The sequence below is a fragment of the Pseudomonas sp. BIGb0164 genome, assembly GCF_024810135.1.
GTDB lineage: Bacteria > Pseudomonadota > Gammaproteobacteria > Pseudomonadales > Pseudomonadaceae > Aquipseudomonas.
Map to the genome: position 1 here is coordinate 648,033 of NZ_JANUEA010000001.1, position 22,468 is coordinate 670,500.

The window sequence follows — 22,468 nt, forward strand, 5'->3', positions numbered from 1 at the left end:
CCTTCGCAGCCTCGCTGAAGCTCGACAGCTCCCACAGGGTTTTTTGCAACGACGAAGATCCACTGTGGGAGCTGGCTTGCCTGCGATAGCGGCGGCACAGCTAATAGAGATGTCACCTGACCCCCCGCCTTCGCAGCCTCGCTGAAGCTCGATAGCTTCCACAGGGGTCGGTGCAACGACGAAGATCCACTGTGGGAGCTGGCTTGCCGGCGATGGCGGCGGCACAGTCAACAGTGATGTCGCCTGAACCGCCGCCTTCGCAGCCTCGCTGAAGCTCGACAGCTCCCACAGGGATTTTTGCAACGACGAAGATCCACTGTGGGAGCTGGCTTGCCTGCGATAGCGGCGGCACAGCCAATAGAGATGTCACCTGACCCACCGCCTTCGCAGCCTCGCTGAAGCTCGACAGCTTCCACAGGGGTCGGTGCAACGACGAAGATCCACTGTGGGAGCTGGCTTGCCGGCGATAGCGGCGGCACAGTCAACAGTGATGTCGCCTGAACCGCCGCCTTCGCAGCATCGCTGAAGCTCGACAGCTCCCACAGGGATTTGTGCAACGACGAAGATCCACTGTGGGAGCTGGCTTGCCTGCGATGGCATCCACGCGGTGTACCTGAGCACACCGAGGCGCCTGCATCGCCGGCAAGCCGGTTCCTACGCGGGCCTGGGGCCCGCTTGCCGTGCCATCTGCAACCGGTGCAACGTGATCTCGCGCACGGCTTGTTTGCTCAACTCGATATGTCGCGTGAGCAGTTGCTGGGCCACGTCACTGCGCCGTTGCAAGATGGCCTCGAGGATATGTGCATGCTCCTGATAGGTCGCCGCAATGCGCTCGGCCTGGGTAAAGTCGAGCCGGCGAATGATGCGGATCTGCTCGGTAATCGCGTAGTGCATGCGCGCCATTTCACGGTTGCCGGTGGCTTCCACCAGCGCGCAATGAAAGCGCTCATCCAGCGCGGACACCTCATGAGGGTCTTGCAACCGCTCATCTTCCGCCACCAGCCAGATACCCTTCAGAGCGTTCAACACCGAATTGTCGGATGCCTCCATCCGGCATAGCCGGCTGACCGCCGCCAGCTCCAGCACGATGCGCACGTCATACAGTTCTTCAAAATAGGCAAAATCGAACGCTTTAACCTGCCAGCCGCTGCGGAAATACACCTCCACATAGCCTTCCTTCTCCAGGCGATACAGCGCCTGGCGCACCGGCGTTCGGCTGACGTCCATGCGCCCTGCCACATCGCCTTCGCTGAAGCGATCCCCCGGCAGCAGGCGGAAGTCGAAAATATCCGCCTTGAGTTGCGTGTACACCTGCTCGGCGAGGTTGTCAGGGCGCGGCATGTTCACCCTCGGCTCGCAATAAACGCGCGCCAGCCGCCGAACTCGGTGATGTCCAGCGCGTCGGCCAATGCCCAGGGTTCACAGATAAAGCCTTTGACGCTACGCCCGTCCGCCAGCACCACGTTGCCAATCCCCAGGGGCGCGGGGATTTCTGCGACGAACTCGCCAAAGCGTGCAAGGGGCATGTCCCACAGTTCAACGATGATCGAGCGCCCACTCTCGGCCTTGGCCAGCCCCGGCTTGGGCGGCACGGTGCCCGGCAATGCGTACAGGCGGTAGCTGTCAGCGGTGTGGGTTTGCTCCACCAGCACCGCATTGCGCTTGGTCAGCTGGAAGTTCAGCGGCATGCCCGTCAGGTGCGCGCCCACCACGGCCACACGCACAGACCCCGGCGCCTGCACGGGTACGCCGGATGCGGGCAGAGAACGCCCGGTCGCGCCCAGATTAAGGCCGAGATTGGCCTGCCAACGCTTGCCCAGATCAGCCAGCACCGTGTCGTGCCAGGCCGGTGCCAATAAGGTAATGCCACTGGGCAAACCATCGGCACGCAACCCGGCGGGGAGCGCGAGGGCCGAGAGGTCCGCCAGGTTGGTGAAGTTGGTGTAATAGCCAAATTGCGAGTTGTAGCGCACCGGCTCCTCGGCCATTTCAGCCAGGGTGCGAAGGGTCGGTGACGTAGGCACCAGCAAGGCATCAAAACCTGCCAGGCTGTCGTTGATACGCCGGCTCAACTCGGCACGCAAATATTCGGCTTTGTACGCATCACACGCCGTGTACTGGCGACCGTTTTCAACGATACCGCGCACCACGGGGTTGATCGCCTGGGGCTGATGCTCAAGCATGCCTTCCAACGCTACCGTGCGTTCGGCCACCCACGGCCCGAAATACAGCTGATCAGCCAGGGCCTTGAACGGCGTGAAATCCACCGGGCTGATCACCGCGCCCATGGCCTCAAATCGCTCGACGGCCTGCTCGAACACCGCTTGATTCTGGCTATCGCCGAAGAACTCCAGCTCAGCCGGGATCGCCAACTTGATCTGCGCCCCCACCGCCACCGGCGCTGTGTTGGGATTTGCCCGGGAATACGCGTCGCTGGCGTCGTAGCCAGCAGCCACCTGCGCCACGCGTTCGGCATCGGCCACGGTCAGGGCGAACACCGAGATGCAATCCACTGTGCGACACGCCGGCACCAGGCCGGTGTTGGACAGCCGCCCCTTGGTCGGCTTCAAACCCACAATATTGTTGAAGCCTGCCGGCACGCGGCCCGAGCCTGCGGTGTCGGTGCCCAAGGCGAACGGCACCAGCCCTCGGGCCACCACCGAGGCCGAGCCGGAGCTGGAACCGCCGCTGACGAAGGCCGGGTCGAAGCTGTTGCCCACCGCACCATAAGGCGAACGTGTGCCCACCAGGCCGGTGGCGAACTGATCGAGATTGGTCTTGCCCACCAGGATCGCGCCCGCCGCGCGTAGCTTGGAGACGACAGACGCATCTGACTCAGGTGCGTAGGCAAATTCAGGACAAGCCGCCGTGGTGTCCCACCCTGCCGCATCGATGTTGTCCTTGATCGCAAACGGCACGCCATACAGTGGCAACTGAGCCATGTCGCCGCCCACGGCCGCCAAGCGTTCGCCGAGTTCGTCCAATTGCGCCTGCAGTTGCGACGAACCGGCGCGGGCGATCCAGGCGTTGTCATCGGCCGGGTAGGCATCGATCAGGTCCAGCACGATATCTGGCGTGATTGCGCCGTTGCGGTAAGCCGACTGCCATTCGCCAAGGGTCCAGCCAAAAACGGTTTGCATAGGGAATCCCATCTTGTATCCAAGTTTGGATTTCCTTTAGCAAACCCCGGGCCATCCACCAAAAGCCACTGTTTACGGGCTTGCGCCCGCTTTACCCTGGTTCAACCCTGCCCACTGATGGCGCACACGGGCATCGCCCATGCGCCAAAAAAAGACATTCATCGGACCGCCCGGTTGCGACCCGCCCGATAGCGGCCTATGTTCCAAGCCATGCGTTTTAATTTGCTGTCCCCCTCCCTACGCCCTTCCCGTACCCAGGTGACGACATGCCCACGCTTTCCCGCCCCGCCGTCCTCGAACTGATCGGCAATACGCCGCTGGTTCGGGTCAGCCGTTTCGATACCGGCCCGTGCACGCTGTTTCTCAAGCTCGAATCCCAGAACCCTGGAGGCTCCATCAAGGACCGCATCGGCCTGGCCATGATCGACGCCGCCGAGCGCGATGGCCGCCTGCGCCCAGGTGGCACCATCATCGAGGCCACCGCCGGCAACACCGGCCTGGGCCTGGCACTGGTGGGCCGGGCCAAAGGCTACCGGGTAGTGCTGGTGGTGCCCGACAAGATGTCCACCGAAAAGGTGCTGCACCTCAAGGCCATGGGCGCCGAGGTGCATATCACCCGCTCCGACGTGGGCAAGGGCCATCCCGAGTATTACCAGGATGTCGCAGCACGCTTGGCCAAGGACATTCCCGGTTCATTCTTCGCCGACCAGTTCAACAACCCGGCCAACCCGCTGGCCCACGAAACCAGCACCGCACCGGAGATCTGGGCCCAGACCCAGCATGACGTGGACGCCATTGTGGTGGGCGTCGGCTCGGCCGGCACCCTCACCGGCCTGACCCGTTTTTTCAAGCGCGTGCAGCCTGAGCTGGAAATGGTACTGGCCGACCCGGTTGGCTCGGTGATGGCCGAATACAGCCGCAGCGGCAAGATGGAAACCCCCGGTTCCTGGGCCGTGGAAGGCATCGGCGAGGATTTCATTCCGTCGATCGCCGACCTCTCCAGCGTGCGCCACGCCTACTCCATCAGCGATGAAGAAAGCTTCGACCATGCCCGCCAACTGCTGCGCGCCGAAGGCATCCTCGGCGGTTCGTCCACTGGCACCCTGCTCGCCGCCGCCTTGCGTTATTGCCGCGAACAGACCGAGCCCAAGCGCGTGGTCACGTTCGTGTGCGACACCGGTACGCGCTACCTGTCGAAGGTCTACAACGACCAATGGATGAAAGACGCGGGCCTGCTGCAATACAAGCATTACGGCGACCTGCGCGACCTGATCGCCCGCCGTTTCGAAGACGGCCGCGTGATCAGCGTGCGCCCCGACGACACCCTGCTCACGGCCTTCCAGCGTATGCGCCTGGCCGACGTCTCACAGTTGCCGGTACTGGTGGACGGCCAGAAGCTGGTAGGCGTGATCGACGAGTCCGACATCCTGCTGGGCCTGCACCACGACGCGGCGCATTTCTCCATGACCGTCGACAGCGCCATGACCGACACCTTGCAAACCCTGGCCCCCAGCGCCAGCCTGGCGGAACTGCAGGCGGAACTGGACCGCGGCCTGGTCGCCATCATTGCCGACGCGTCGGGCTTTCATGGCCTGATCACCCGCGTCGACCTGCTCAACCACCTACGGAGATCCCTTGCATGAGTCAGTCCGATAAAAGCGCGTTTGCCACCCGTGTGATCCATGCCGGGCAATCCCCCGACCCGACCACGGGCGCGCTGATGCCGCCGATCTACGCCAACTCCACCTACCTGCAAGACAGCCCCGGCGTGCACAAAGGCTTTGACTACGGCCGCTCCCACAACCCGACACGCTTTGCCCTGGAACGCTGCGTGGCCGACCTGGAGGGCGGCAGCCAGGCGTTTGCCTTTGCGTCCGGGCTGGCGGCGATCTCAACGGTGCTGGAATTGTTGGACGCCGGTGCACATATCGTCTCCGGCAACGACTTGTACGGCGGCACCTTCCGCCTGTTCGACAAGGTGCGCCAGCGCAGTGCCGGGCACCGTTTCAGCTTTGTCGACTTGAGCGACTTGTCGGCATTCGAGGCGAGCTTACAGGACGACACGCGCATGGTCTGGGTCGAGACCCCGAGCAACCCGCTGTTGAGCCTCACCGACCTGAGCGCCATCGCGCGCATCTGCAAGGCGCGCGGCATCATCTGCGTGGCCGACAATACCTTCGCCAGCCCGTGGATCCAGCGCCCGCTGGAGTTGGGCTTCGACATCGTCGTGCATTCCACCACCAAGTACCTCAATGGCCACTCGGATGTCATCGGCGGGATTGCCATTGTCGGCCACAACGCGGAGTTGGCTGAGCGCCTGGGCTTTCTGCAGAACTCGGTGGGCGCCATTGCCGGGCCGTTCGACGCCTTCCTCACGCTGCGTGGGGTAAAAACCCTGGCATTGCGCATGGAGCGTCATTGCAGCAATGCCCTCGACCTGGCGACCTGGCTGGAGAAACAACCGCAGGTGTCGCGCGTCTACTACCCCGGCCTGGCCTCACACCCGCAGCATGAGCTGGCGCGCCGGCAGATGCGTGGGTTCGGCGGGATGATTTCGGTGGACCTCAACAGCGACCTGGCGGGCGCCACGCGTTTCCTGGAAAACGTGAAGATCTTCGCCCTGGCCGAAAGCCTCGGTGGTGTGGAAAGCCTGATCGAACACCCCGCCATCATGACCCACGCCAGCATCCCGGCCGCCACGCGCGCGCAGTTGGGCATTGGTGACGGGTTGGTGCGGTTGTCGGTGGGGGTTGAAGATGTGGAAGACCTGCGGGCAGACCTGGCCCAGGCGTTGGCCCGCATCTGACAGCCCCCCTGTAGGCGCTGGCTTGCCAGCGATGGCCGTGGCCCAGCTGCAACTCTGCCGGCTGATAGATCGCTATCGCCGGCAAGCCGGCGCCTACAGGTCAGCCCGTGTACTCGGTCAACTGTGGGAGCTGGCTTGCCTGCGAAAGCGGCGGCACAGCCAATAGAGATGTCGCCTGAACCACCGCCTTCGCAGCCTCGCTGAAGCTCGACAACTCCCACAGGGGTCTGTGCAACCACGAAGATCTACTGTAGGCGCTGGCTTGCCAGCGATGGCGGAGGCACAGCCAATAGAGATGTCGCCTGAACCACCGCCTTCGCAGCCTCGCTGAAGCTCGACAGCTCCCACAGGGGTCTGTGCAACGACGAAGATCCACTGTAGGAGCTGGCTTGCCAGCGATGGCGGTGGGTCAGCTGCAACTCTGCCGGCTGATGGATCGCTATCGCCGGCAAGCCTGCTCCTACAGGTCAGCGGGTGTACTCGGTCAACTGTGGGAGCTGGCTTGCCTGCGATGGCGGCGGCACAGTCAACAGTGATTTCACCTGAACCACCGCCTTCGCAGCCTCGCTAAAGCTCGACAACTCCCACAGGTGACCTTGTGTCAGGCCGAGGTGATGTTGGCCCGCGCGGCGTGCAGCTTCTTGTAGCTCTCGATCAGGCGCTGATGGCGGTCCAAACCTTCGAGCTTCAGGCTGGTCGGCGTCAGGCCATAGAAGCGCACGTCACCAGTGACCGAGCCAATCACCGCGTCCATACGCTCATTGCCAAACATGCGGCGGAAGTTGGCTTCGTAGTCGTCCAACTCAAGATCGTCGTCCAGTTCCATCTCCAGCACCGCATTCATCGCCTGGTAAAACAGGCCGCGTTCGACGGTGTTGTCGTTGTACTGCAGGAACATCTCCACGCACTCCTTGGCCTCTTCATATTGTTTCAAGGCCAGGAAGATCAGCAGCTTCAACTCCAGGATGGTCAACTGCCCCCACGCGGTGTTGTCGTCGAATTCGATGCCGATCAGCGTGGTGATGTCGGTGTAGTCGTCCAGCTCACTTTCGATCAGGCGCTCAAGCAACGCTTGCAACTCATCGTCGTCGAGGCTGTGCAGGTTGAGGATGTCGGCCCGGAAGAACAGCGCCTTGTTGGTGTTGTCCCAGATCAGGTCGTCCACCGGGTAGATTTCCGAGTAGTCCGGCACGAGGATGCGGCAGGCGGTGGCGCCGAGGTGTTCGTACACGGCCATGTACGACTCCTTGCCCATGCCTTCGAGAATGCCGAACAAGGTTGCGGCTTCCTGGACGTTGGAGTCTTCGCCCTGGCCGGTGAAGTCCCACTCGACAAACTCGTAATCCGACTGAGCACTGAAGAAGCGCCACGACACCACACCGCTGGAGTCGATGAAGTGCTCGACAAAGTTGTTCGGCTCGGTCACTGCCTGGGCTTCGAAGGTCGGCGCCGGCAAGTCGTTCAGGCCTTCGAAGCTGCGGCCTTGCAGCAACTCAGTGAGGCTGCGCTCCAGCGCCACTTCCAGGCTCGGGTGCGCGCCAAACGAGGCAAACACGCCACCGGTACGCGGGTTCATCAGGGTCACGCACATCACCGGGAACTCACCGCCCAGGGACGCATCCTTGACCAGCACCGGGAACCCTTGCGCTTCCAGGCCCTGGATGCCGGCCAGGATGCCCGGGTACTTGGCCAACACCTCGGCAGGCACGTCCGGCAAGGCAAATTCACCTTCGATGATTTCGCGTTTCACCGCCCGTTCGAAGATCTCCGACAGGCACTGCACCTGGGCTTCAGCCAGGGTGTTGCCGGCGCTCATGCCGTTGCTGAGGTAGAGGTTTTCGATCAGGTTGGACGGGAAATACACCACTTCACCGTCCGACTGGCGCACGAACGGCAGCGAGACAATGCCGCGTGCCTCATTGCCCGAGTTGGTGTCGAACAGATGCGAACCGCGCAATTCGCCCTCGCGGTCGTAGACCTTGCGGCAGTAGGCATCGAGAATTTCGCTTGGCAGCTCGTCGTTGGGGCCCGGCTGGAACCAGCGCTCATCCGGGTAATGCACGAACGGCGCGTTGGCCAGTTCCTCGCCCCAGAATTGGTCGTTGTAGAAGAAGTTGCAGTTGAGCCGCTCGATGAACTCGCCCAGGGCCGACGCCAGTGCGCCTTCCTTGGTGGCGCCCTTGCCGTTGGTGAAACACATCGGCGAGTGTGCGTCGCGAATGTGCAGCGACCACACGTTGGGCACGATATTGCGCCACGAGGCGATTTCGATCTTCATGCCCAGGCCCGCCAAAATGCCGGACATGTTGGCGATGGTCTGCTCCAGCGGCAGGTCCTTGCCCGCAATGTAGGTCCCGCCGTCGGAGGTCGAGTTGGGCATCAGCAAAGCCTGGGCATCGGCGTCGAGGTTTTCCACTTCCTCGATCACGAACTCGGGGCCGGCCTGCACGACTTTCTTCACGGTGCAGCGGTCGATGGAACGCAGGATGCCCTGGCGGTCCTTGTCGGAGATGTCGGCCGGCAGCTCGACCTGGATCTTGAAGATCTGGTTGTAGCGGTTTTCCGGGTCGACGATGTTGTTCTGCGACAGGCGGATGTTCTCGGTGGGGATGTTGCGCGTCTGGCAGTACAACTTCACAAAGTACGCCGCACACAACGCCGACGACGCCAGGAAATAGTCGAACGGACCCGGGGCCGAACCGTCGCCTTTGTAGCGGATCGGCTGGTCGGCAATCACCGTGAAATCGTCGAACTTGGCTTCAAGTCGTAGGTTGTCGAGAAAGTTGACCTTAATTTCCATGCGGGCACACCAGAATAACGGGCTAAACAAAATGGCCGCTATTATGAAGTTTTTTGCCGGGAAGTCCCGGGGTTTTCCGCGTTGGCTGCCGATCGGTTAACGTGTGCCCTATCCACCTTGAGGCCAGTGCTCCATGTCCATTGCCGATAACCTCCTCGCCTTCACCTTCGCCGCCACCTTGCTGACCCTCACCCCGGGGCTCGACACGGCATTGGTGCTGCGCACCGCCACGGTGGAAGGCAAGCGCCAGGCGCTGCAGGCCACCCTGGGGATCAATGCCGGCTGCCTGCTCTGGGGCGCGGCGGTTGCCTTTGGCCTGGGCGCGTTGATCGCCGTGTCGGAGGTGGCCTTCAACGTACTGAAATACTGCGGCGCGGCCTACCTGGCCTGGCTGGGCTTGAACATGCTGTTGCGCCCGCGCCGTTCATTGTCGCCGGCCGAAGCCGACGGCAAGCCCGGCAGCAACTGGTTCCTCAAGGGCATGCTGGGCAACGTGCTGAACCCCAAGGTCGGGATCTTCTACGTGTCGTTCCTGCCGCAGTTCATCCCCCAGGGCCATTCGCTGATCGCCTGGACCTTCGGCCTGGTCAGCATCCATGTGGTGCTCGGCCTGGTGTGGTCGCTGGTGTTGATTGGCGCCACGCGGCCACTGTCCGGCTTCCTGCGCCGCGAAAGCGTCATTCGCTGGATGGACCGCACCACGGGAATGATCTTTGTGCTGTTCGCGGCGCGCCTGGCGTTCAGCAAGCGCTGAGCGCGGGTTTCCTGACCAGCAGCGACCCTGCCACCGCCACCGCCAGCATCACCGCCACGGCGCCGGCGAGGTACACCGACGCCACCCCCGCCGACCCCGCCAGGGCGCCGGCCAATGGGCTGCTGATGCCCAGCGCGATATCCAGGAACGCCACGTAGGCGCCCATGGCCAGACCACGGGTTTGCGGTGGCGCCCGCTTGATCGCTTCTACACCAAACCCGGGGAAGGCCAACGAATAGCCGAAGCCGGTCAAGGCTGCCCCCACGTACGCCATCACCGGCGAGCCCGCACCCCAGATCAGCAATTGCCCCAGCGCCTCGATCAGCACGCAGACCAGCGCCACCTTGGCGCCGCCCAGCTTGTCCGGCAGGTGCCCGAAGAACAGCCGCGCACCGATGAACGCCAAGCCAAAGGCGGTGAAGGCGAACGAGGCATTGCCCCAGTCCTTGGCGGCAAACAACAGCGCGATAAAAGCGGTAATCACACCAAACCCGATGCTCGAAAACGCCAGCCCCAACCCGGGCAACCAGACAGCGCCCAGCACCGTGTAGAACGACGTGCGCCGCTGGCTGGTGGGCGCAACGCCCTTGGCCCCCACGACGATGGCCAGCGCAAACAGCGGCAAGATCAGCGTGGCCACACACACGCCACTGAAGCCCCATTGGGCGTTGAGCGCCACGCCCAAAGGCGCCCCGAGCGCAAACGCTGCGTAGATGGCGATGCCGATCCAGGCCATAACCTTGCCGGCGTTCTGCGGCCCCACCAGGCCCATGCCCCAGCCCATGGAGCCGGTGATGATCAGGCTTTCACCCAGGGCCAGCACCACACGCCCTGCCAGCAAGACCCACACCGACAGCGCCGGGGTTTCCACAAACCCGAGCGACGCCAGGTACAACAGCCCGGAACCGGCCGCCACCAGCATGCCGATCAGCATTGCGCGCTTGGGCCCACGCATATCGGCAAAGTTGCCGGCCCAAGCCCGCGACAGCAGCGCGGCGGCAAACTGCGCACCGACCACCACGCCCACCACCAAGGTGCTCATGCCCAGGGTGTGGTTCAGGTGCAGCGGCAGGACCGGCAGTTGCAGGCCGATAATCAGGAATGCGACGAACACTGCCAGGGTGATCGGCAGCAGTTTCAACAGCACCGAAGACGTACCGTGTTGTGTCATGGGAACGCTCCTGTCAGAGACTGAAATAGCCCGCTTGATCCAAGTCGCTCAGCAGGTCCGGACCTGTCGGCACCCACCCCAGGCGATCCCGGGTCTGCGCGCTGGACACCGCCATCTCGGCGCCGGCCATGTTGGCGAACCAGCCAAAATGTTCACGCGGCCGCGATTCCACCGGCACACCCAGGCGACGCCCGATGACCTCGGCGATGGCTTTGAACGGCACGGCCTCGTCCGCCACGGCGTGATACACGGCCTGGGTAACGCCCTCCTCCAGCGCCAGGCGATAGACCCGCGCTGCATCGGTGCGATACACGCCCGACCAGCAGTTGAGCCCCTCATCAAGGTAGGCCGACACGCCGGTCTCTCGCGCCAGGCGAATCAGGATCGGCAAGAAACCATGGTCGCCCAGCCCATGCACCGACGGCGCCAAGCGTACCGTGGCGGCACGCACACCACGCTCGGCCAAGGCCCTGGCGGCGAATTCGGATTTGCGCGGCGACGCACCGTTGGGCAGGTCCGCCTCGGTGGCGCCACGGGCCAGCCCGGACAACCCCGAGGTGACCAGCAGCGGCGTGTCGGAGCCTCTCAAGACACTGTCCAGCGCTTCGATCACGCGCCGGTCCTGCTCGCAGTTTTCGACAAACCGCGAAAAGTCATGATTGAACGCGGTATGGATCACCGCGTCGGCGGTCCAGGCCGCGCGGCGAATTGCATCCAGGTCATCCAGGGACGCGCGCAGTACCTTCGCGCCCGTTGCTGCAAGGGTTTTGGCCTTGTCATCGCTACGGGCCAGCCCGGTAACCAGGTGGCCGGCACCGATCAGGTCCTTGACCACTTCGGAGCCGACCCAGCCGGTGGCGCCTGTGACAAATACGTGCATAGGGTGACTCCTCAATTAACCCAAACGAATGGACAGCTCGATGTCATCGGCAAACGGCACCGACAGGTAACCGTTGTGCGGCGAGCGCACGTGTGCCAGGTATTCCGGGCAATAGTTGGTGTTGTCGGCCACCACCAGGGCGCCCGGGCGCAGGTGTCTTTCCACCAGACCAAGCACGTCGCCATACAGTGCCTTGGCGCCGTCGAGCAGCAGCAGGTCAACCGATGGCGGCAGGCCTGAGGCCAGGGTCACCAGTGCGTCGCCTTCGCGGATTTCGATCAGGTCGCTCACACCGCCTTCGGTGAAATGCTCACGCGCCAGGGCGATCTTCGACGGCTCGAATTCGCTGCCGATCAACACACCGCCACCGTTGTCACGCAGGGCGGCGGCCAGGAACAGCGTAGACAAGCCGAACGAGGTGCCGAACTCGACGATGGCCCGCGCCTGGGTGCTGCGCGCAAGCATGTAGAGCAGCGTGCCGGTGTCCCGCGAGACCGGCAGCCACAGGTCCTTGAGCAGGGTGTAAAGCGCCAGGTATTCGGTTTTGCTGTGCATCAGGCGGTTGCGTTCTGCATCGGGCACGTTGGCCAAGTCCGGGCTGGTGGCGGCCTCTGCCTGGGCGTAGAGACGTTCGATCAGGGGCGCCAGTGGCGCAGTCGTCAGGGTATTCATCATTGATTTCCGTGAGGTCTGGACTAAGATGCGACTAATTCGTCGCATTGAAAGTATGCGAGTGATTCGTCGCATTCGCTATTCGCGTTCCCCCGACCCGCTGGAGCCACCCATGTCCACCCGCCAGACCCCGCGTATTGCCTCGCGCAAACAGCCACAACAGGCCCGCTCCACCGAGTTGGTGGCGGCGATTCTGGAGGCGGCTATTCAGGTTTTGGCCAAGGAAGGCGCCACCCGTTTCACCACGGCGCGGGTCGCCGAGAAGGCCGGTGTGAGTGTGGGTTCGGTGTATCAGTACTTCCCCAACAAGGCCGCGATCCTGTTCCGCTTGCAGAGCGATGAATGGCAACAGACCACCCGCATGCTGCGCCAGATTCTGGAAAACCGGCAGTTCGCGCCGTTGCAGCGCTTGCGCACCCTGGTGCAGGCGTTCATTCATTCGGAGTGCGAGGAAGCGCTGATGCGCGGCGCGCTGGATGACGCAGCGCCGCTGTATCGCAACGCCCCCGAAGCGTTGGAAGTTCGCGAGGCGGGACGTCAGATATTCCGCGACTTCATGCGGGAACTGCTCCCCGATGCATCCGACGCGACCCGCCAGCTGGCCCACGATCTGATCCAGTCGACCCTCAGCTGCGCGGGCAAGGACTTCTCCTCAACCCCGCGCACACCCGAGGCCATCGCGGTTTACGCCGGCGGCATGGCCGACATGTTCAGCGCCTACCTGACCGCGCTCAACACAAGGTGAAACGCGCCAGCGCCTCCCGGAAATGGTTAATCAACGGCTTGGGATCGTCCTTGCGCCATATCGCATGGATATCGATGCGCACCGGGAACCAGGGCAGTTCGCGAAACACCACCTTGCCCGACATGCAATCGCGAAGGCTGGCCTGGATCACTGTGATGCCCAGGCCCGCCGCCACCAGCCGCATCACCCCCAACAAATCATTTGCCTCTGCCTGAATATCAGGAGCAAAACCGCTCGCCGCACAGTGCTCCAGAAAATGCCGGCGGGCCGCCGGATTGAGCGGTTGAGCCAGCGAGACCCAGCGCTGGCCGTTGAGTGCTTCAGCAGAAATATGAGCTTGGGTCGCTAACGGATGGTCCTTGGCGAGTACCAGCAACAACGCTTCGCTGCTGACCGGCATGCTCGCGATATCGGGACTTTCGGCAACGGTGTAAACCAGCCCAAGGTCGATGGCCCTGCCGCGTAACGCCTCGACCTGTCGGGCCGAGTTCATCGGATGAATATCGAAGGTCGCCGAGGGATGCCTCGCCTGCAGGTCGGCCAAAGCGTTGGGCAGCAAATTGGAATGCATCGCCCCCTCCACATAGCCCACAGCGATATGGCCGGTTTGCCCCTGGGCAATCGTGCGCGCTGCCGCTGCCACGCTCGACGCGTGCTCCACCAGGCTGCGTGCCTCGCTCAGGAACAACCGCCCTTCATCCGTCAGGCGCATGCGTTGGCGCGTACGCTCAAACAGCTGCAACCCCAACTGGTCTTCCAACTGAATGATTTGCCGGCTCAGCGGCGACTGCGAGATGTGCAGGCGCAGCGCCGCCTGTCCTACATTTTCGGTTTCAGCGACGGCGATAAAGGCAACCAGTAAACGAAGATCGAGGGTCATGCAAATCCGGTCTCAGGTGGTGCAGAACCCGTCTTGGACCCACACCGTATTGTTTGAAATCATCACTGAGCAGTTTAAAAACACGCGCTCAAGCGAGGAAGCCCATGCAGTTCATCACGTTATCACGCCGCGTTTCGGAACGATTTTCCGATGCGGATTTTGCACCGTTTCTCGACGCCGAGGCCCAACGCGCCAGAGCGCTTTACCTGGAAGGTTTCATCCGCACCCTCTGGCACCGTGGCGACATGGGCGGCGCTTGCCTGCTGGTCGAAGCCGACAGTGAGGCCGGCGTGCGCGAACAACTCGCGACGCTGCCGCTGGTGAACAACGGCATGCTCGAAGTGACCGCCATCGTGCCATTGAAACCCTATGCCGGTTTTGGTCCTCGAACCGAATAACCCCTCAAACAGGAGAACCTCCATGCACTACGTCAAGTTAGGTCAAACCGGTTTGGAGGTGTCGCGCCTTTGCCTGGGCGGCATGACCTTCGGCCAACCCGAAGCCGGCACTCACCCATGGACACTCGACGAGCACGCCAGCCGCCCTATCTTCAAACAGGCCGTCGAACACGGCATCAACTTTTTTGACACGGCAAACAGCTACTCGGCGGGCACCTCGGAAATCATCCTTGGCAAAATGCTCAAAGCGTTCACGCGTCGCGATGAGACGGTCGTCGCCACCAAAGTGTTCTACCCCGCCGGCATGGGCCAGGGTACGGCCCGGCCGAACGAAAAAGGCCTCTCGCGCAAGGCTATCCTGGCCAACATCGACGCCAGCCTCACCCGACTGGGCCTGGACTACGTAGACCTCTATCAGGTGCATCGCTGGGATTACACCACGCCCATTGAAGAAACCATGGAAGCGCTGCATGACGTGGTCAAGGCCGGCAAGGCGCGCTACCTCGGCGCCTCGTCGATGTTCGCCTGGCAGTTCGCCAAGGCCCAGGAAGTGGCCAAGGCCAATCGCTGGTCGCCCTTCGTCTCGATGCAGAATTACCTCAACCTGATTTACCGTGAAGAAGAGCGCGAGATGATCCCGCTGTGCATCGACCAGGGCGTCGCCTTGATGCCCTGGAGCCCCATGGCGCGCGGGCGCCTGACCCGCCCCCACGGGCAGCAGACCGAGCGCAGTAAAACCGACGAATTCGGCAAGCACGTATTGGATGCCACCGACGCCATTGACGGCCCGGTCATCAACGCGGTGGAACAACTGGCCAAAGAGCGTGGCGTGCCCATGGCGCAAATCGCACTGGCCTGGGTGCTGGCCCATCGCGGGGTGACCTCGCCCATTGTGGGCGCGTCCCGGGCGGCCCAGTTGGACGATGCCGTCGCGGCGCTGGACATTCAGTTAACCGCCGCCGAAATAGAGCGCCTGGAGGCCAACTACACGCCCCATGCCGTCACGGGTTTCAGTTGAGCGGCGGGGATTGTTTAACAAACCCATACCTGAAGGTTCACAAACCCTGATTGAACGTGCCTGCGCGCTTTGGGAGCATCGGCGACCATGATTTCGCTCTTGCGCCCCCTCCGTTGCCACCTGCCCGCTTCGCTGCCGAAGGCGCAGGCGCGTCCCTGCGAAAATCCGTTGTTCCATATCATCCTGGCCTTCTGGGCGCTGTGGCATTGCCGCCATGCACGTCCGCCCGACGCCCTCCTCTGATCAAGTCGAACCTGCCCCACCGGCATTCATTTATCAGAAGGATCACCCCATGCCCGCCGCCCTACGTACTGCCGAGCGCAGCGCTTCCTATTACACCGCCAGCCTCAACGACCCCACCCAGTATCCGACCTTGCAAGGCCAGGTCAGTGTCGATGTAGTGATCATCGGCGGCGGTTTCACAGGCGTGGCCAGCGCCGTTGAACTGGCCGAGCGCGGGCTCAAGGTCGCGATTGTCGAAACCCATCGCATCGGCTGGGGCGCCAGCGGGCGCAACGGCGGGCAAGTCACCGGCAGCCTGTCGGGCGACGAAGCCATGCGCCAACAGATGCGCAAGCGCCTTGGCGATGAAGTGGATGACTTCATCTGGCACCTGCGCTGGCGCGGCCATCAAATCATCGAGCAACGCGTCAACAAGTACGCGATTGCCTGTGACCTCAAGCACGGCCACCTGCACGCAGCCATGAAGCCCTCGCACCTGCACGAACTGCGCGCGTTTCATGACGAAGCCCAGCGGCGTGGCATGGGCGATCAGGTCAGCCTGCTCGACAGGGCCGGCGTGCGCGAACACCTGGACAGCGAGCTGTACCTGGGCGCGCTGAAAAACACCCGCAATCTGCACCTGCACCCGCTCAACCTGTGCCTCGGTGAAGCCCGTGCAGCTCACAGCCTGGGGGCGTTGATTTTCGAGAATTCCGAGGTGCTGCAGATCGTGCATGGCGAGCGCCCTGCGGTGATCACCGCTCGAGGTCGTATCGATGCGCGCCAGGTGCTGCTGGCCGGCGACGTCTACCACAAGCTCGAACCCGGCCAACTCAAGGGCAAGATCTTCCCGGCCATGGGCGGCATCGTCACCACCGCGCCGTTGGGCGAGCTGGCACGCACCCTCAACCCCTATGACCTGGCGGTCTACGATTGTCGCTTTGTACTCGATTACTACCGCCTCACGGGCGACGGTCGATTGCTCTTCGGCGGTGGCGCCAACTACTCCGGGCGCGACTCACGGGATATCGCCGCCGAACTGCGGCCCTGCATCGAGCGCACCTTCCCGGCCCTCAAAGGCGTGGACATCGCGTTCCAGTGGAGCTGCGCCATGGGCATCGTGATGAACCGCATCCCGCAACTGGGCAAGCTGTCGGACAACGTCTGGTACTGCCAGGGCTACTCGGGGCATGGCATCGCCACCAGCCATATCATGGGCGAGATCATGGCCGAGGCCTTGACCGGCACGCTGGCCAAGTTCGACACCTTTGCCGGGTGCAAGCACATCAAGGTGCCGCTGGGGGATGTGTTCGGCAACCCCATGTTGGCAGTGGGGATGTGGTACTACCAGATGCTTGAAAAGCTGCGCTGACAGGCATCAGGGCAGCCGCCATACCATGGCGCAGCGGCTGCCCTGCTCAAAACCGTGGGCATATTCGGCCGCCAGCATCTCTTCCAGGTGCGGGCTCGTTGCCGGCTCAAACCCCAGGCGGCGGTAGAACGGCGCATTCCACGGTACGTGCTTGAATGTCGTCAGCGTCACCGACTCCAGCCCGTTTGATCGCGCATGTTCCATCGCGACTTCAACCAGCTTGCGCCCCCATCCTTGGCCTTGCACCGCCTGTGCGACCGACACTTCAACGATATGCAAAGCGTCACCCTGGCGTTCTGCACTCAGGAAACCTTGCGGCGTTTCCTGTGCATCGACGACCACCCAGCACGTCGACAACGCGATCAGCTGTTGATGGCGCTCTACGCTCAAGGTGACGGTATCTGCCAACCACGCCAGGCCTTCGATCTCGCGGAATACCTGGGCAGCGGAATGTTCCACGCCCGGCAGGAAGGGCGCGTCATCGGGTTGAGCCGGTCGAAGGTGTGCAGGCATGGGATATCCAGTCAATCAAGGCTGAAATTCGGGGCCGCAGTGTAAAGGCAAACGGGCCAGGGATTGGAACAAATCACTGTGTAGGCTCACGCAATGGCTGTTATGTTTTGCAACTCATACGCACAAGGACAGGCCATGGTACCGTTAGACGCAAACACCGCATTGCTGATCATCGACATGCAACAGGGCATGAACCGTCCTGATCTCGGTCGACGTAACAACCCCGACGCCGAACAGCACATGCACGCCTTGCTGACGGCATGGCGCCAGGCTCAACGCCCCATCGTGCACATCCGCCATATCTCCCGCACTCCAGGCTCGGTGTTCTGGCCCGGCCAGCCTGGCTGCGAATTCCAGCCGGCGCTGCAGCCCCTCGCCCACGAGCACGTCGTTGAAAAAAACGTCCCGGACGCCTTCGCGGCGACAGGCCTGGAGCGCTGGTTGCGCACACGCTCGATCCAGAAGTTGGTGATCGTGGGCGTCATCACCAACAACTCGGTGGAGTCCACTGCGCGCTCAGGCGGCAACCTGGGTTTTGATGTGATCGTGGCGGCGGATGCTTGCTATACATTTGATCAGGCTGATCTGTCCGGGCGGGTCTGGCCTGCGGAAGATGTGCATGCGCTGTCGCTGAGCAACCTGGCGATGGATTACGCCAGGGTGATCGCGACAGCCAATATTCTCGGTTGAATAGGCTTATGGAGTTGCTGAGTCAGGGAGCGCTAAAGCCTCTTTCACCCAGCCGCTCCACCAACCGCACCAGATACCCGTCCGGGTCCTGCACCAGGAACTCGCGTTGCCCCACCTCGACTTCACCGGCGCGGTACCAGACATCCGCGCACGCCTTGAACAGCGGGTACGCTGCTTGTTCAAGCCGTTGTAACACCGGTTGCACCGCCGCCACATCAATCTGCAGGTTGAAGCCGCGCCCGAAGGGGCGTTGCAACTCACCGGTCTGCCACTGATTGGCGAGGGGATCGACCTGCTCCAGCATCACCTGGGCACCGTCCAGGTCGAGGTAGGCAAAGCCCTCTTCCAGCCGCTGGTAAGCCACCGTAAAGCCCAGGCATGACGCCCAGAATTCCAGGCTTTTACCCAGATCTGTCACCATCAGCTCGGGCACCAATCTGTTTCTTTGCATCATGCATGGGCTCCAGGCGCACCCGTGAAGCTCAACAACTGCGCGATCTTCTCGCGCAACTCACCGTGGTGGTCTTCTGCATAGGGCGTGGCGGTTTTCCAGTCGTAGAACCACACGGGCATCTTGCGCTTGTCATCCGGCTCATCGGCGTAGCGAGGAAAGAGGTGGCAGTGCAACTCCGGTTCGGAATTGCCCAGGATCTCGTAGTTCATGCGCAGCGCGCCGGTGGCTTGCAGCACCGCGTCGCCCAGGCGGGCCATGTCGAGCAGGTAGACGGCACGGGCTTCAGGGTCCAGGTCATTCAGGCTGGCCACCACCGGGTCGGGCAGCAGCAGGCAGTAACCCGGCAGGAACTGCACATCCCCCATCACCGCCCAGCCGGAGGCCATGCGGCAGATGACTTTATCGTTGGCGCCGTTGCGGGCCAGTTCTACGCGTTCCATGATGAGCGGCATGCATCGTCCCTGATGAAGTAATGTGGACGGCATCTTACCCGCCCACGCCGCGAGCGTCCCATGCGAATCACTTGCCTTCATACCGCTGCCAGTAACATCGATGTCTTTGAAGCGGCCGCAACCGCCCTGGGGATTGCGCCGGGAGTGCTGCACCACGAAGTACGCCCGGACCTGTTGGCAGCCGCAGAACACCTCGGTTACTTGAGTGACGACGTTGCTGGCACCACGGCCGAGGTACTGCTTGCGCTGGCCCGACACGCCGATGCCGTGGTGCTCACATGCTCCACCCTCGGCCCTTCGCTAGACACCATCCCTCACCCTACCCCGGCGCCCATCCTCAGAGCAGATGAGGCATTGGCGGTCGAAGCGGCCCGGGCCGGCGCGAGGGTCGTGGTGCTGTGTGCCGTCGCGACTACCCTGGAACCGACCTCGACCCTGTTTCACAGGGTCGCGCAACGAACGGGCGCGACGGTCGACGTGCAACTGGTCGCGGGGGCTTGGGACCTGTTCAAAGCAGGCGATCTGCAGGGCTACCTTTGCTCGATCGCAAAGGCCGCCGACCGCGCCTATCTGGACGGGGCCTCCATCGTCGCGCTGGGCCAGGCCTCCATGGGGGGCGCCGCGCGGCTTGTCAGCTCCGGGCCGCCAGCGCTTGCCAGCGCATCGGCCGGCCTGAAGGCTGCGTTGAACGCGATAAGGGGCTGAGCCTTCAACTCAACCGCTTACGCCGATACTCATCCGGCGTTTCCCCGGTGAGCTTACGGAACATACTGATAAACGCCGATGAACTGCTATAGCCCAGGTCAAAAGCCACCGCCTCTACCGAGTCGCCCGCCTTGAGCCTGACCAGCGACGCCGTGACCTTCAACCGCTGCTTCCACTGCGCCAACGACATGCCCAAATCCCGCTGGCAACGCCGCAACAGCGTGCGTTCGGTGGCATTGACCAACTGCGCCCATTGCGCCAGCGAACGGCTGTCCGCCGGATTCTGCTCCAGAGCCTCAAGAATCGGCGCCAGCACCGGGTCGATGGAACCCGGCAGGTAGCTGCCCACCCGCGAGGTGCGGTTCAAACGGTCGAGCAACACCGTTAACAACCGGCCCTCCTCGTCCGTCTGCACCGGCCCGGGTGGCGCCGCGTGCAACTCCTCCAGCAATTCGCGGATCAGCGGGGTGATAGTCAGCGCGCAGGCCTCTCGGGGCAGGCGCTCGCACAAGGCTGGCGCGATATAGAGCGAACAGTGGCAGGCCTCCTGGTGGTTCATTGCGTTGTGCTCCACGTTCGGCGGCAGCCACACGCCATATTGCGGCGGCGCGATGAAGTGCACGCCGTCGAGCTTGAGTTCCATGACGCCACTGAACGAATACACGAACTCCCCCCACGGATGGCGATGCCAGGGGTACGCCGCCGACGCGGGCATGCGCGCCGCACGGAAGTAGATCGGTGCGGGCAACTCATCGGTGAACGGCGCGAGGATCAGGTGTTCGGCGGGCGTGTTCATGGGCGAGGCTTCCGGGCGGCGTTGACGTGCTCAGTATGCGCGATCCCCGTTTGCGCAGCCTGGGCACGCAGGCGTTCGAGCAGCAAACGAAACGCCGGCTTGGGCTGTCGGCGACTGGGGTAATACAAGTGATAGCCGGTGACCGTCGTGCACCAGTCCTCCAGCACCCGCACCAACTTGCCCTCGGCGACGGATTCGGCGACGACGTCTTCGGGCAGATGCGCCAAGCCGATACCGCCCAAGGCAAAATCCAGGATCAGCGCCACGCTGTTGCCCACCACCTGCCCTTCCGGGCGTACCTTGAGTTCACGTTTGCCTTTCCTGAACGGCCAACTCCACAACCCACCCGAGGTCGGCAGGCGCAGGTTGATCCCGGTATGCGCCACCAGGTCATGGGGCGTCAGGGGTTTGGGACGGCGCTCGAAGTAGGCCGGCGAGCCCACCACGGCCATACGAAAGTCCGGGCCAATACGCACGCTGATCATGTCCTTGGCCACTGATTCCCCCCAACGAACACCGGCGTCGAAGCGCTCGGCAACGATGTCCACCATGGCGTAGTCGTCGCTGATTTCCACGCTGATCTGCGGGTAGTCCTGCATCAAGCCGCACACCGCGGGCGTCAGCAGCGTGGCAGAAGCATGTTCCAGCGAGGTGATGCGCAGGCTGCCGGCCGGTTTCCCACTCAGTTCCGACAGCTCGGCCAGGCCCGCTTCGATGCCGTCGAAATGCGGGCCGAGGCTTTCGAGCAAGCGTTCGCCCGCGTCAGTGGGCGCCACACTGCGGGTGCTGCGGGTGAGCAATTGCACGCCCAGGCGCGCCTCCAGCTTGCGCAAGGTGCGACTGAGCGCTGGCTGCGACACGCCCATTTGCGCAGCCGCTTTGGTAAAGCTGCGCTCGCGGGCGACGGTCAGGAAGGCTATCAGGTCATTCACGCCGTCGAGCACCATTGATACCTCTGGGTTATAGGTCCATTCCCATCATACCGTCTAATCATGAGTGAATGCCGCTGATAGATTGGCCCGCCTCGAAGAACGCTCACGGAGCAAAGGCCAGCACATGACCCACGTATTGATACTCGGCGCCACAGGCAACCTGGGCACCGCGACGGCGCGCGCACTCACCGACCACTTCCCTGACGTGCGCTTGCGCCTGGCCAGCAGCCGCCCCGAAGGCGTGGCCAAACTGCAAGCGGCCTTCCCCGCGGCGCAGGCCGTGCAGGCCGACTGGTATGACCCGGCCAGCCTGCTCAAGGCCGTCGAAGGCACCGACAAGGTGTTTATCGTGACCCCGGATTTTGTCACCGATGAACTGCAAGTCACCCCCAACATCATCAACGCCATCAAGCGCGCGGGCGGTACGTCCCAGGTGATCCGCTTCATCGCGATTCCACCCGGGCTCACCGCGCACGACCTGGCGCCGGAGTTTCTCGCGACCCGCTGCGGCGCCAACCTGCATACCTTGGCCAAGCCACTGCTCGACGCCAGCCGCTTGCCGGTGACCTACATCAACGCGGCGTGCTGGATCATGTTCAACCTGCCGTGGTTCGTGGCCAACGACGTAAAAACCAAACGCCAGTTCATCATGCCGTCCGTGAGCGACGCGCCACGCCTGCACCTGTCGGAACTGGACATCGCCGCCGTCGCTGCGCGCATCATCGCCGACCCTGCCGCAGAGCACGTGGGCCAGGATTACCTGATCACCGGCACCGAGCGCCTCGACTACCGCCAAATCAGCGCCTTGCTCAGCGAAGTGATCGGCGAACCCGTGACCTACGTCGACAGTGACAGCACCTTGCGCGAAATCCTCGGTGATTATTTCGAGCCGGTCATGACCTATTACCGTCACGAAGTCGAGGCCTACAAGGACGTACCGGTGACCGACACCGTGCAACGACTGACCGGCCGTGCCACCACGACCTTGCGTGACTACCTGCTCGCCAACAAACACCTGTTCGCTTGACCGCCCGGGCTCCCGGGTGCGGGAGCCGGCTTTTCCAACAA

22 protein-coding genes are annotated in these 22,468 nt (G+C 63.0%); 10 read left to right on the forward strand and 12 right to left on the reverse strand.

What is annotated here, in order from left to right; translation table 11 throughout:
• Positions 1-654 precede the first annotated feature (654 nt).
• Entirely contained in the window at positions 655-1,341 is a 687-nt protein-coding gene (locus M2394_RS02825; RefSeq protein ID WP_259171548.1) for a GntR family transcriptional regulator, read from the reverse strand.
• A 2-nt stretch (positions 1,342-1,343) separates the two neighbouring features.
• On the reverse strand, positions 1,344-3,140 hold the full coding sequence (atzF, locus tag M2394_RS02830; protein ID WP_259171549.1) for an allophanate hydrolase: 1,797 nt from the start codon (positions 3,138-3,140) through the stop codon (positions 1,344-1,346).
• 266 nt (positions 3,141-3,406) lie between these two features.
• On the opposite strand from atzF, the gene M2394_RS02835 reads away from it, so the two are divergent.
• Complete coding sequence (locus tag M2394_RS02835) at positions 3,407-4,783, forward strand: cystathionine beta-synthase (RefSeq protein WP_259171550.1); 1,377 nt, start codon at positions 3,407-3,409, stop codon at positions 4,781-4,783.
• Positions 4,780-5,946: a cystathionine gamma-synthase gene (locus M2394_RS02840; protein WP_178926103.1), complete on the forward strand. Its 1,167-nt coding sequence runs from the start codon at positions 4,780-4,782 to the stop codon at positions 5,944-5,946. The genes M2394_RS02835 and M2394_RS02840 overlap by 4 nt, the downstream gene beginning before the upstream one ends.
• A gap of 601 nt (positions 5,947-6,547) precedes the next feature.
• On the opposite strand, the gene M2394_RS02845 is transcribed toward M2394_RS02840, so the two are convergent.
• A complete protein-coding gene (locus tag M2394_RS02845; RefSeq protein WP_259171551.1) occupies positions 6,548-8,746 on the reverse strand; it encodes an OsmC domain/YcaO domain-containing protein in 2,199 nt (732 codons plus the stop codon).
• Positions 8,747-8,879: 133 nt separating this feature from the next.
• Between M2394_RS02845 and M2394_RS02850 the strand changes: the two genes are divergently transcribed.
• Positions 8,880-9,500, forward strand: a complete 621-nt coding sequence (locus M2394_RS02850) for a LysE family translocator (RefSeq protein ID WP_259171552.1) — start codon at positions 8,880-8,882, stop codon at positions 9,498-9,500.
• On the opposite strand, the gene M2394_RS02855 is transcribed toward M2394_RS02850, so the two are convergent.
• Genes M2394_RS02855 through M2394_RS02865 form a run of 3 tightly spaced genes read right to left on the reverse strand, consistent with a single transcriptional unit; the run spans position 9,487 to position 12,223 of the window.
• Positions 9,487-10,671 carry an arabinose transporter gene (locus M2394_RS02855; RefSeq protein ID WP_259171553.1) on the reverse strand — a complete coding sequence of 395 codons (1,185 nt, stop codon included), beginning with the start codon at positions 10,669-10,671 and terminating at the stop codon, positions 9,487-9,489. The genes M2394_RS02850 and M2394_RS02855 overlap by 14 nt on opposite strands.
• A 13-nt stretch (positions 10,672-10,684) precedes the next feature.
• Positions 10,685-11,551 (reverse strand): SDR family oxidoreductase, encoded by an 867-nt coding sequence (locus tag M2394_RS02860; RefSeq protein WP_259171554.1) that lies wholly within the window; start codon positions 11,549-11,551, stop codon positions 10,685-10,687.
• A gap of 15 nt (positions 11,552-11,566) precedes the next feature.
• Positions 11,567-12,223 (reverse strand): O-methyltransferase, encoded by a 657-nt coding sequence (locus M2394_RS02865; protein ID WP_259171555.1) that lies wholly within the window; start codon positions 12,221-12,223, stop codon positions 11,567-11,569.
• Positions 12,224-12,335: 112 nt separating this feature from the next.
• Between M2394_RS02865 and M2394_RS02870 the strand changes: the two genes are divergently transcribed.
• Positions 12,336-12,968, forward strand: a complete 633-nt coding sequence (locus M2394_RS02870; RefSeq protein WP_259171556.1) for a TetR family transcriptional regulator — start codon at positions 12,336-12,338, stop codon at positions 12,966-12,968.
• Here the strand turns inward: M2394_RS02870 and M2394_RS02875 are convergent.
• Positions 12,955-13,848: a LysR family transcriptional regulator gene (locus tag M2394_RS02875; protein WP_259171557.1), complete on the reverse strand. Its 894-nt coding sequence runs from the start codon at positions 13,846-13,848 to the stop codon at positions 12,955-12,957. The genes M2394_RS02870 and M2394_RS02875 overlap by 14 nt on opposite strands.
• 104 nt (positions 13,849-13,952) lie before the next feature.
• Between M2394_RS02875 and M2394_RS02880 the strand changes: the two genes are divergently transcribed.
• The 3 genes from M2394_RS02880 (at position 13,953) to M2394_RS02890 (ending at position 16,858) form a co-directional block, all read left to right on the forward strand.
• Positions 13,953-14,246 (forward strand): muconolactone Delta-isomerase family protein, encoded by a 294-nt coding sequence (locus tag M2394_RS02880; RefSeq protein ID WP_259171558.1) that lies wholly within the window; start codon positions 13,953-13,955, stop codon positions 14,244-14,246.
• A 22-nt stretch (positions 14,247-14,268) separates the two neighbouring features.
• Positions 14,269-15,264, forward strand: a complete 996-nt coding sequence (locus M2394_RS02885; RefSeq protein ID WP_259171559.1) for an aldo/keto reductase — start codon at positions 14,269-14,271, stop codon at positions 15,262-15,264.
• Positions 15,265-15,556: 292 nt separating this feature from the next.
• Positions 15,557-16,858, forward strand: coding sequence for an FAD-binding oxidoreductase (locus M2394_RS02890; RefSeq protein WP_259171560.1), 1,302 nt, complete (start codon positions 15,557-15,559; stop codon positions 16,856-16,858).
• A gap of 6 nt (positions 16,859-16,864) precedes the next feature.
• On the opposite strand, the gene M2394_RS02895 is transcribed toward M2394_RS02890, so the two are convergent.
• On the reverse strand, positions 16,865-17,371 hold the full coding sequence (locus tag M2394_RS02895) for a GNAT family N-acetyltransferase (RefSeq protein WP_259171561.1): 507 nt from the start codon (positions 17,369-17,371) through the stop codon (positions 16,865-16,867).
• Between the two features lie 135 nt (positions 17,372-17,506).
• Here M2394_RS02895 and M2394_RS02900 point away from each other — a divergent pair, with 135 nt between their 5' ends.
• Complete coding sequence (locus tag M2394_RS02900; protein WP_259171562.1) at positions 17,507-18,061, forward strand: cysteine hydrolase family protein; 555 nt, start codon at positions 17,507-17,509, stop codon at positions 18,059-18,061.
• 22 nt (positions 18,062-18,083) lie between these two features.
• Here M2394_RS02900 and M2394_RS02905 read toward each other — a convergent pair whose 3' ends face one another.
• Both M2394_RS02905 and M2394_RS02910 read right to left on the reverse strand, forming a co-directional pair.
• Positions 18,084-18,515: a VOC family protein gene (locus M2394_RS02905; RefSeq protein WP_259171563.1), complete on the reverse strand. Its 432-nt coding sequence runs from the start codon at positions 18,513-18,515 to the stop codon at positions 18,084-18,086.
• Positions 18,512-18,967, reverse strand: coding sequence for an HIT family protein (locus tag M2394_RS02910; RefSeq protein WP_259171564.1), 456 nt, complete (start codon positions 18,965-18,967; stop codon positions 18,512-18,514). Before M2394_RS02910 ends, M2394_RS02905 begins: the two co-directional genes overlap by 4 nt.
• Positions 18,968-19,027: 60 nt before the next feature.
• Between M2394_RS02910 and M2394_RS02915 the strand changes: the two genes are divergently transcribed.
• Positions 19,028-19,672, forward strand: coding sequence for an aspartate/glutamate racemase family protein (locus tag M2394_RS02915; protein WP_259171565.1), 645 nt, complete (start codon positions 19,028-19,030; stop codon positions 19,670-19,672).
• 4 nt (positions 19,673-19,676) lie between these two features.
• Here the strand turns inward: M2394_RS02915 and M2394_RS02920 are convergent, their stop codons facing one another.
• Both M2394_RS02920 and M2394_RS02925 read right to left on the reverse strand, forming a co-directional pair.
• Positions 19,677-20,468 carry a helix-turn-helix domain-containing protein gene (locus M2394_RS02920; protein WP_259171566.1) on the reverse strand — a complete coding sequence of 264 codons (792 nt, stop codon included), beginning with the start codon at positions 20,466-20,468 and terminating at the stop codon, positions 19,677-19,679.
• Complete coding sequence (locus M2394_RS02925; RefSeq protein WP_259171567.1) at positions 20,465-21,415, reverse strand: LysR family transcriptional regulator; 951 nt, start codon at positions 21,413-21,415, stop codon at positions 20,465-20,467. The genes M2394_RS02920 and M2394_RS02925 overlap by 4 nt, the downstream gene beginning before the upstream one ends.
• Before the next feature lie 109 nt (positions 21,416-21,524).
• Between M2394_RS02925 and M2394_RS02930 the strand changes: the two genes are divergently transcribed.
• Positions 21,525-22,427 (forward strand): NmrA family NAD(P)-binding protein, encoded by a 903-nt coding sequence (locus M2394_RS02930; RefSeq protein WP_259171568.1) that lies wholly within the window; start codon positions 21,525-21,527, stop codon positions 22,425-22,427.
• Positions 22,428-22,468: the final 41 nt, after the last annotated feature.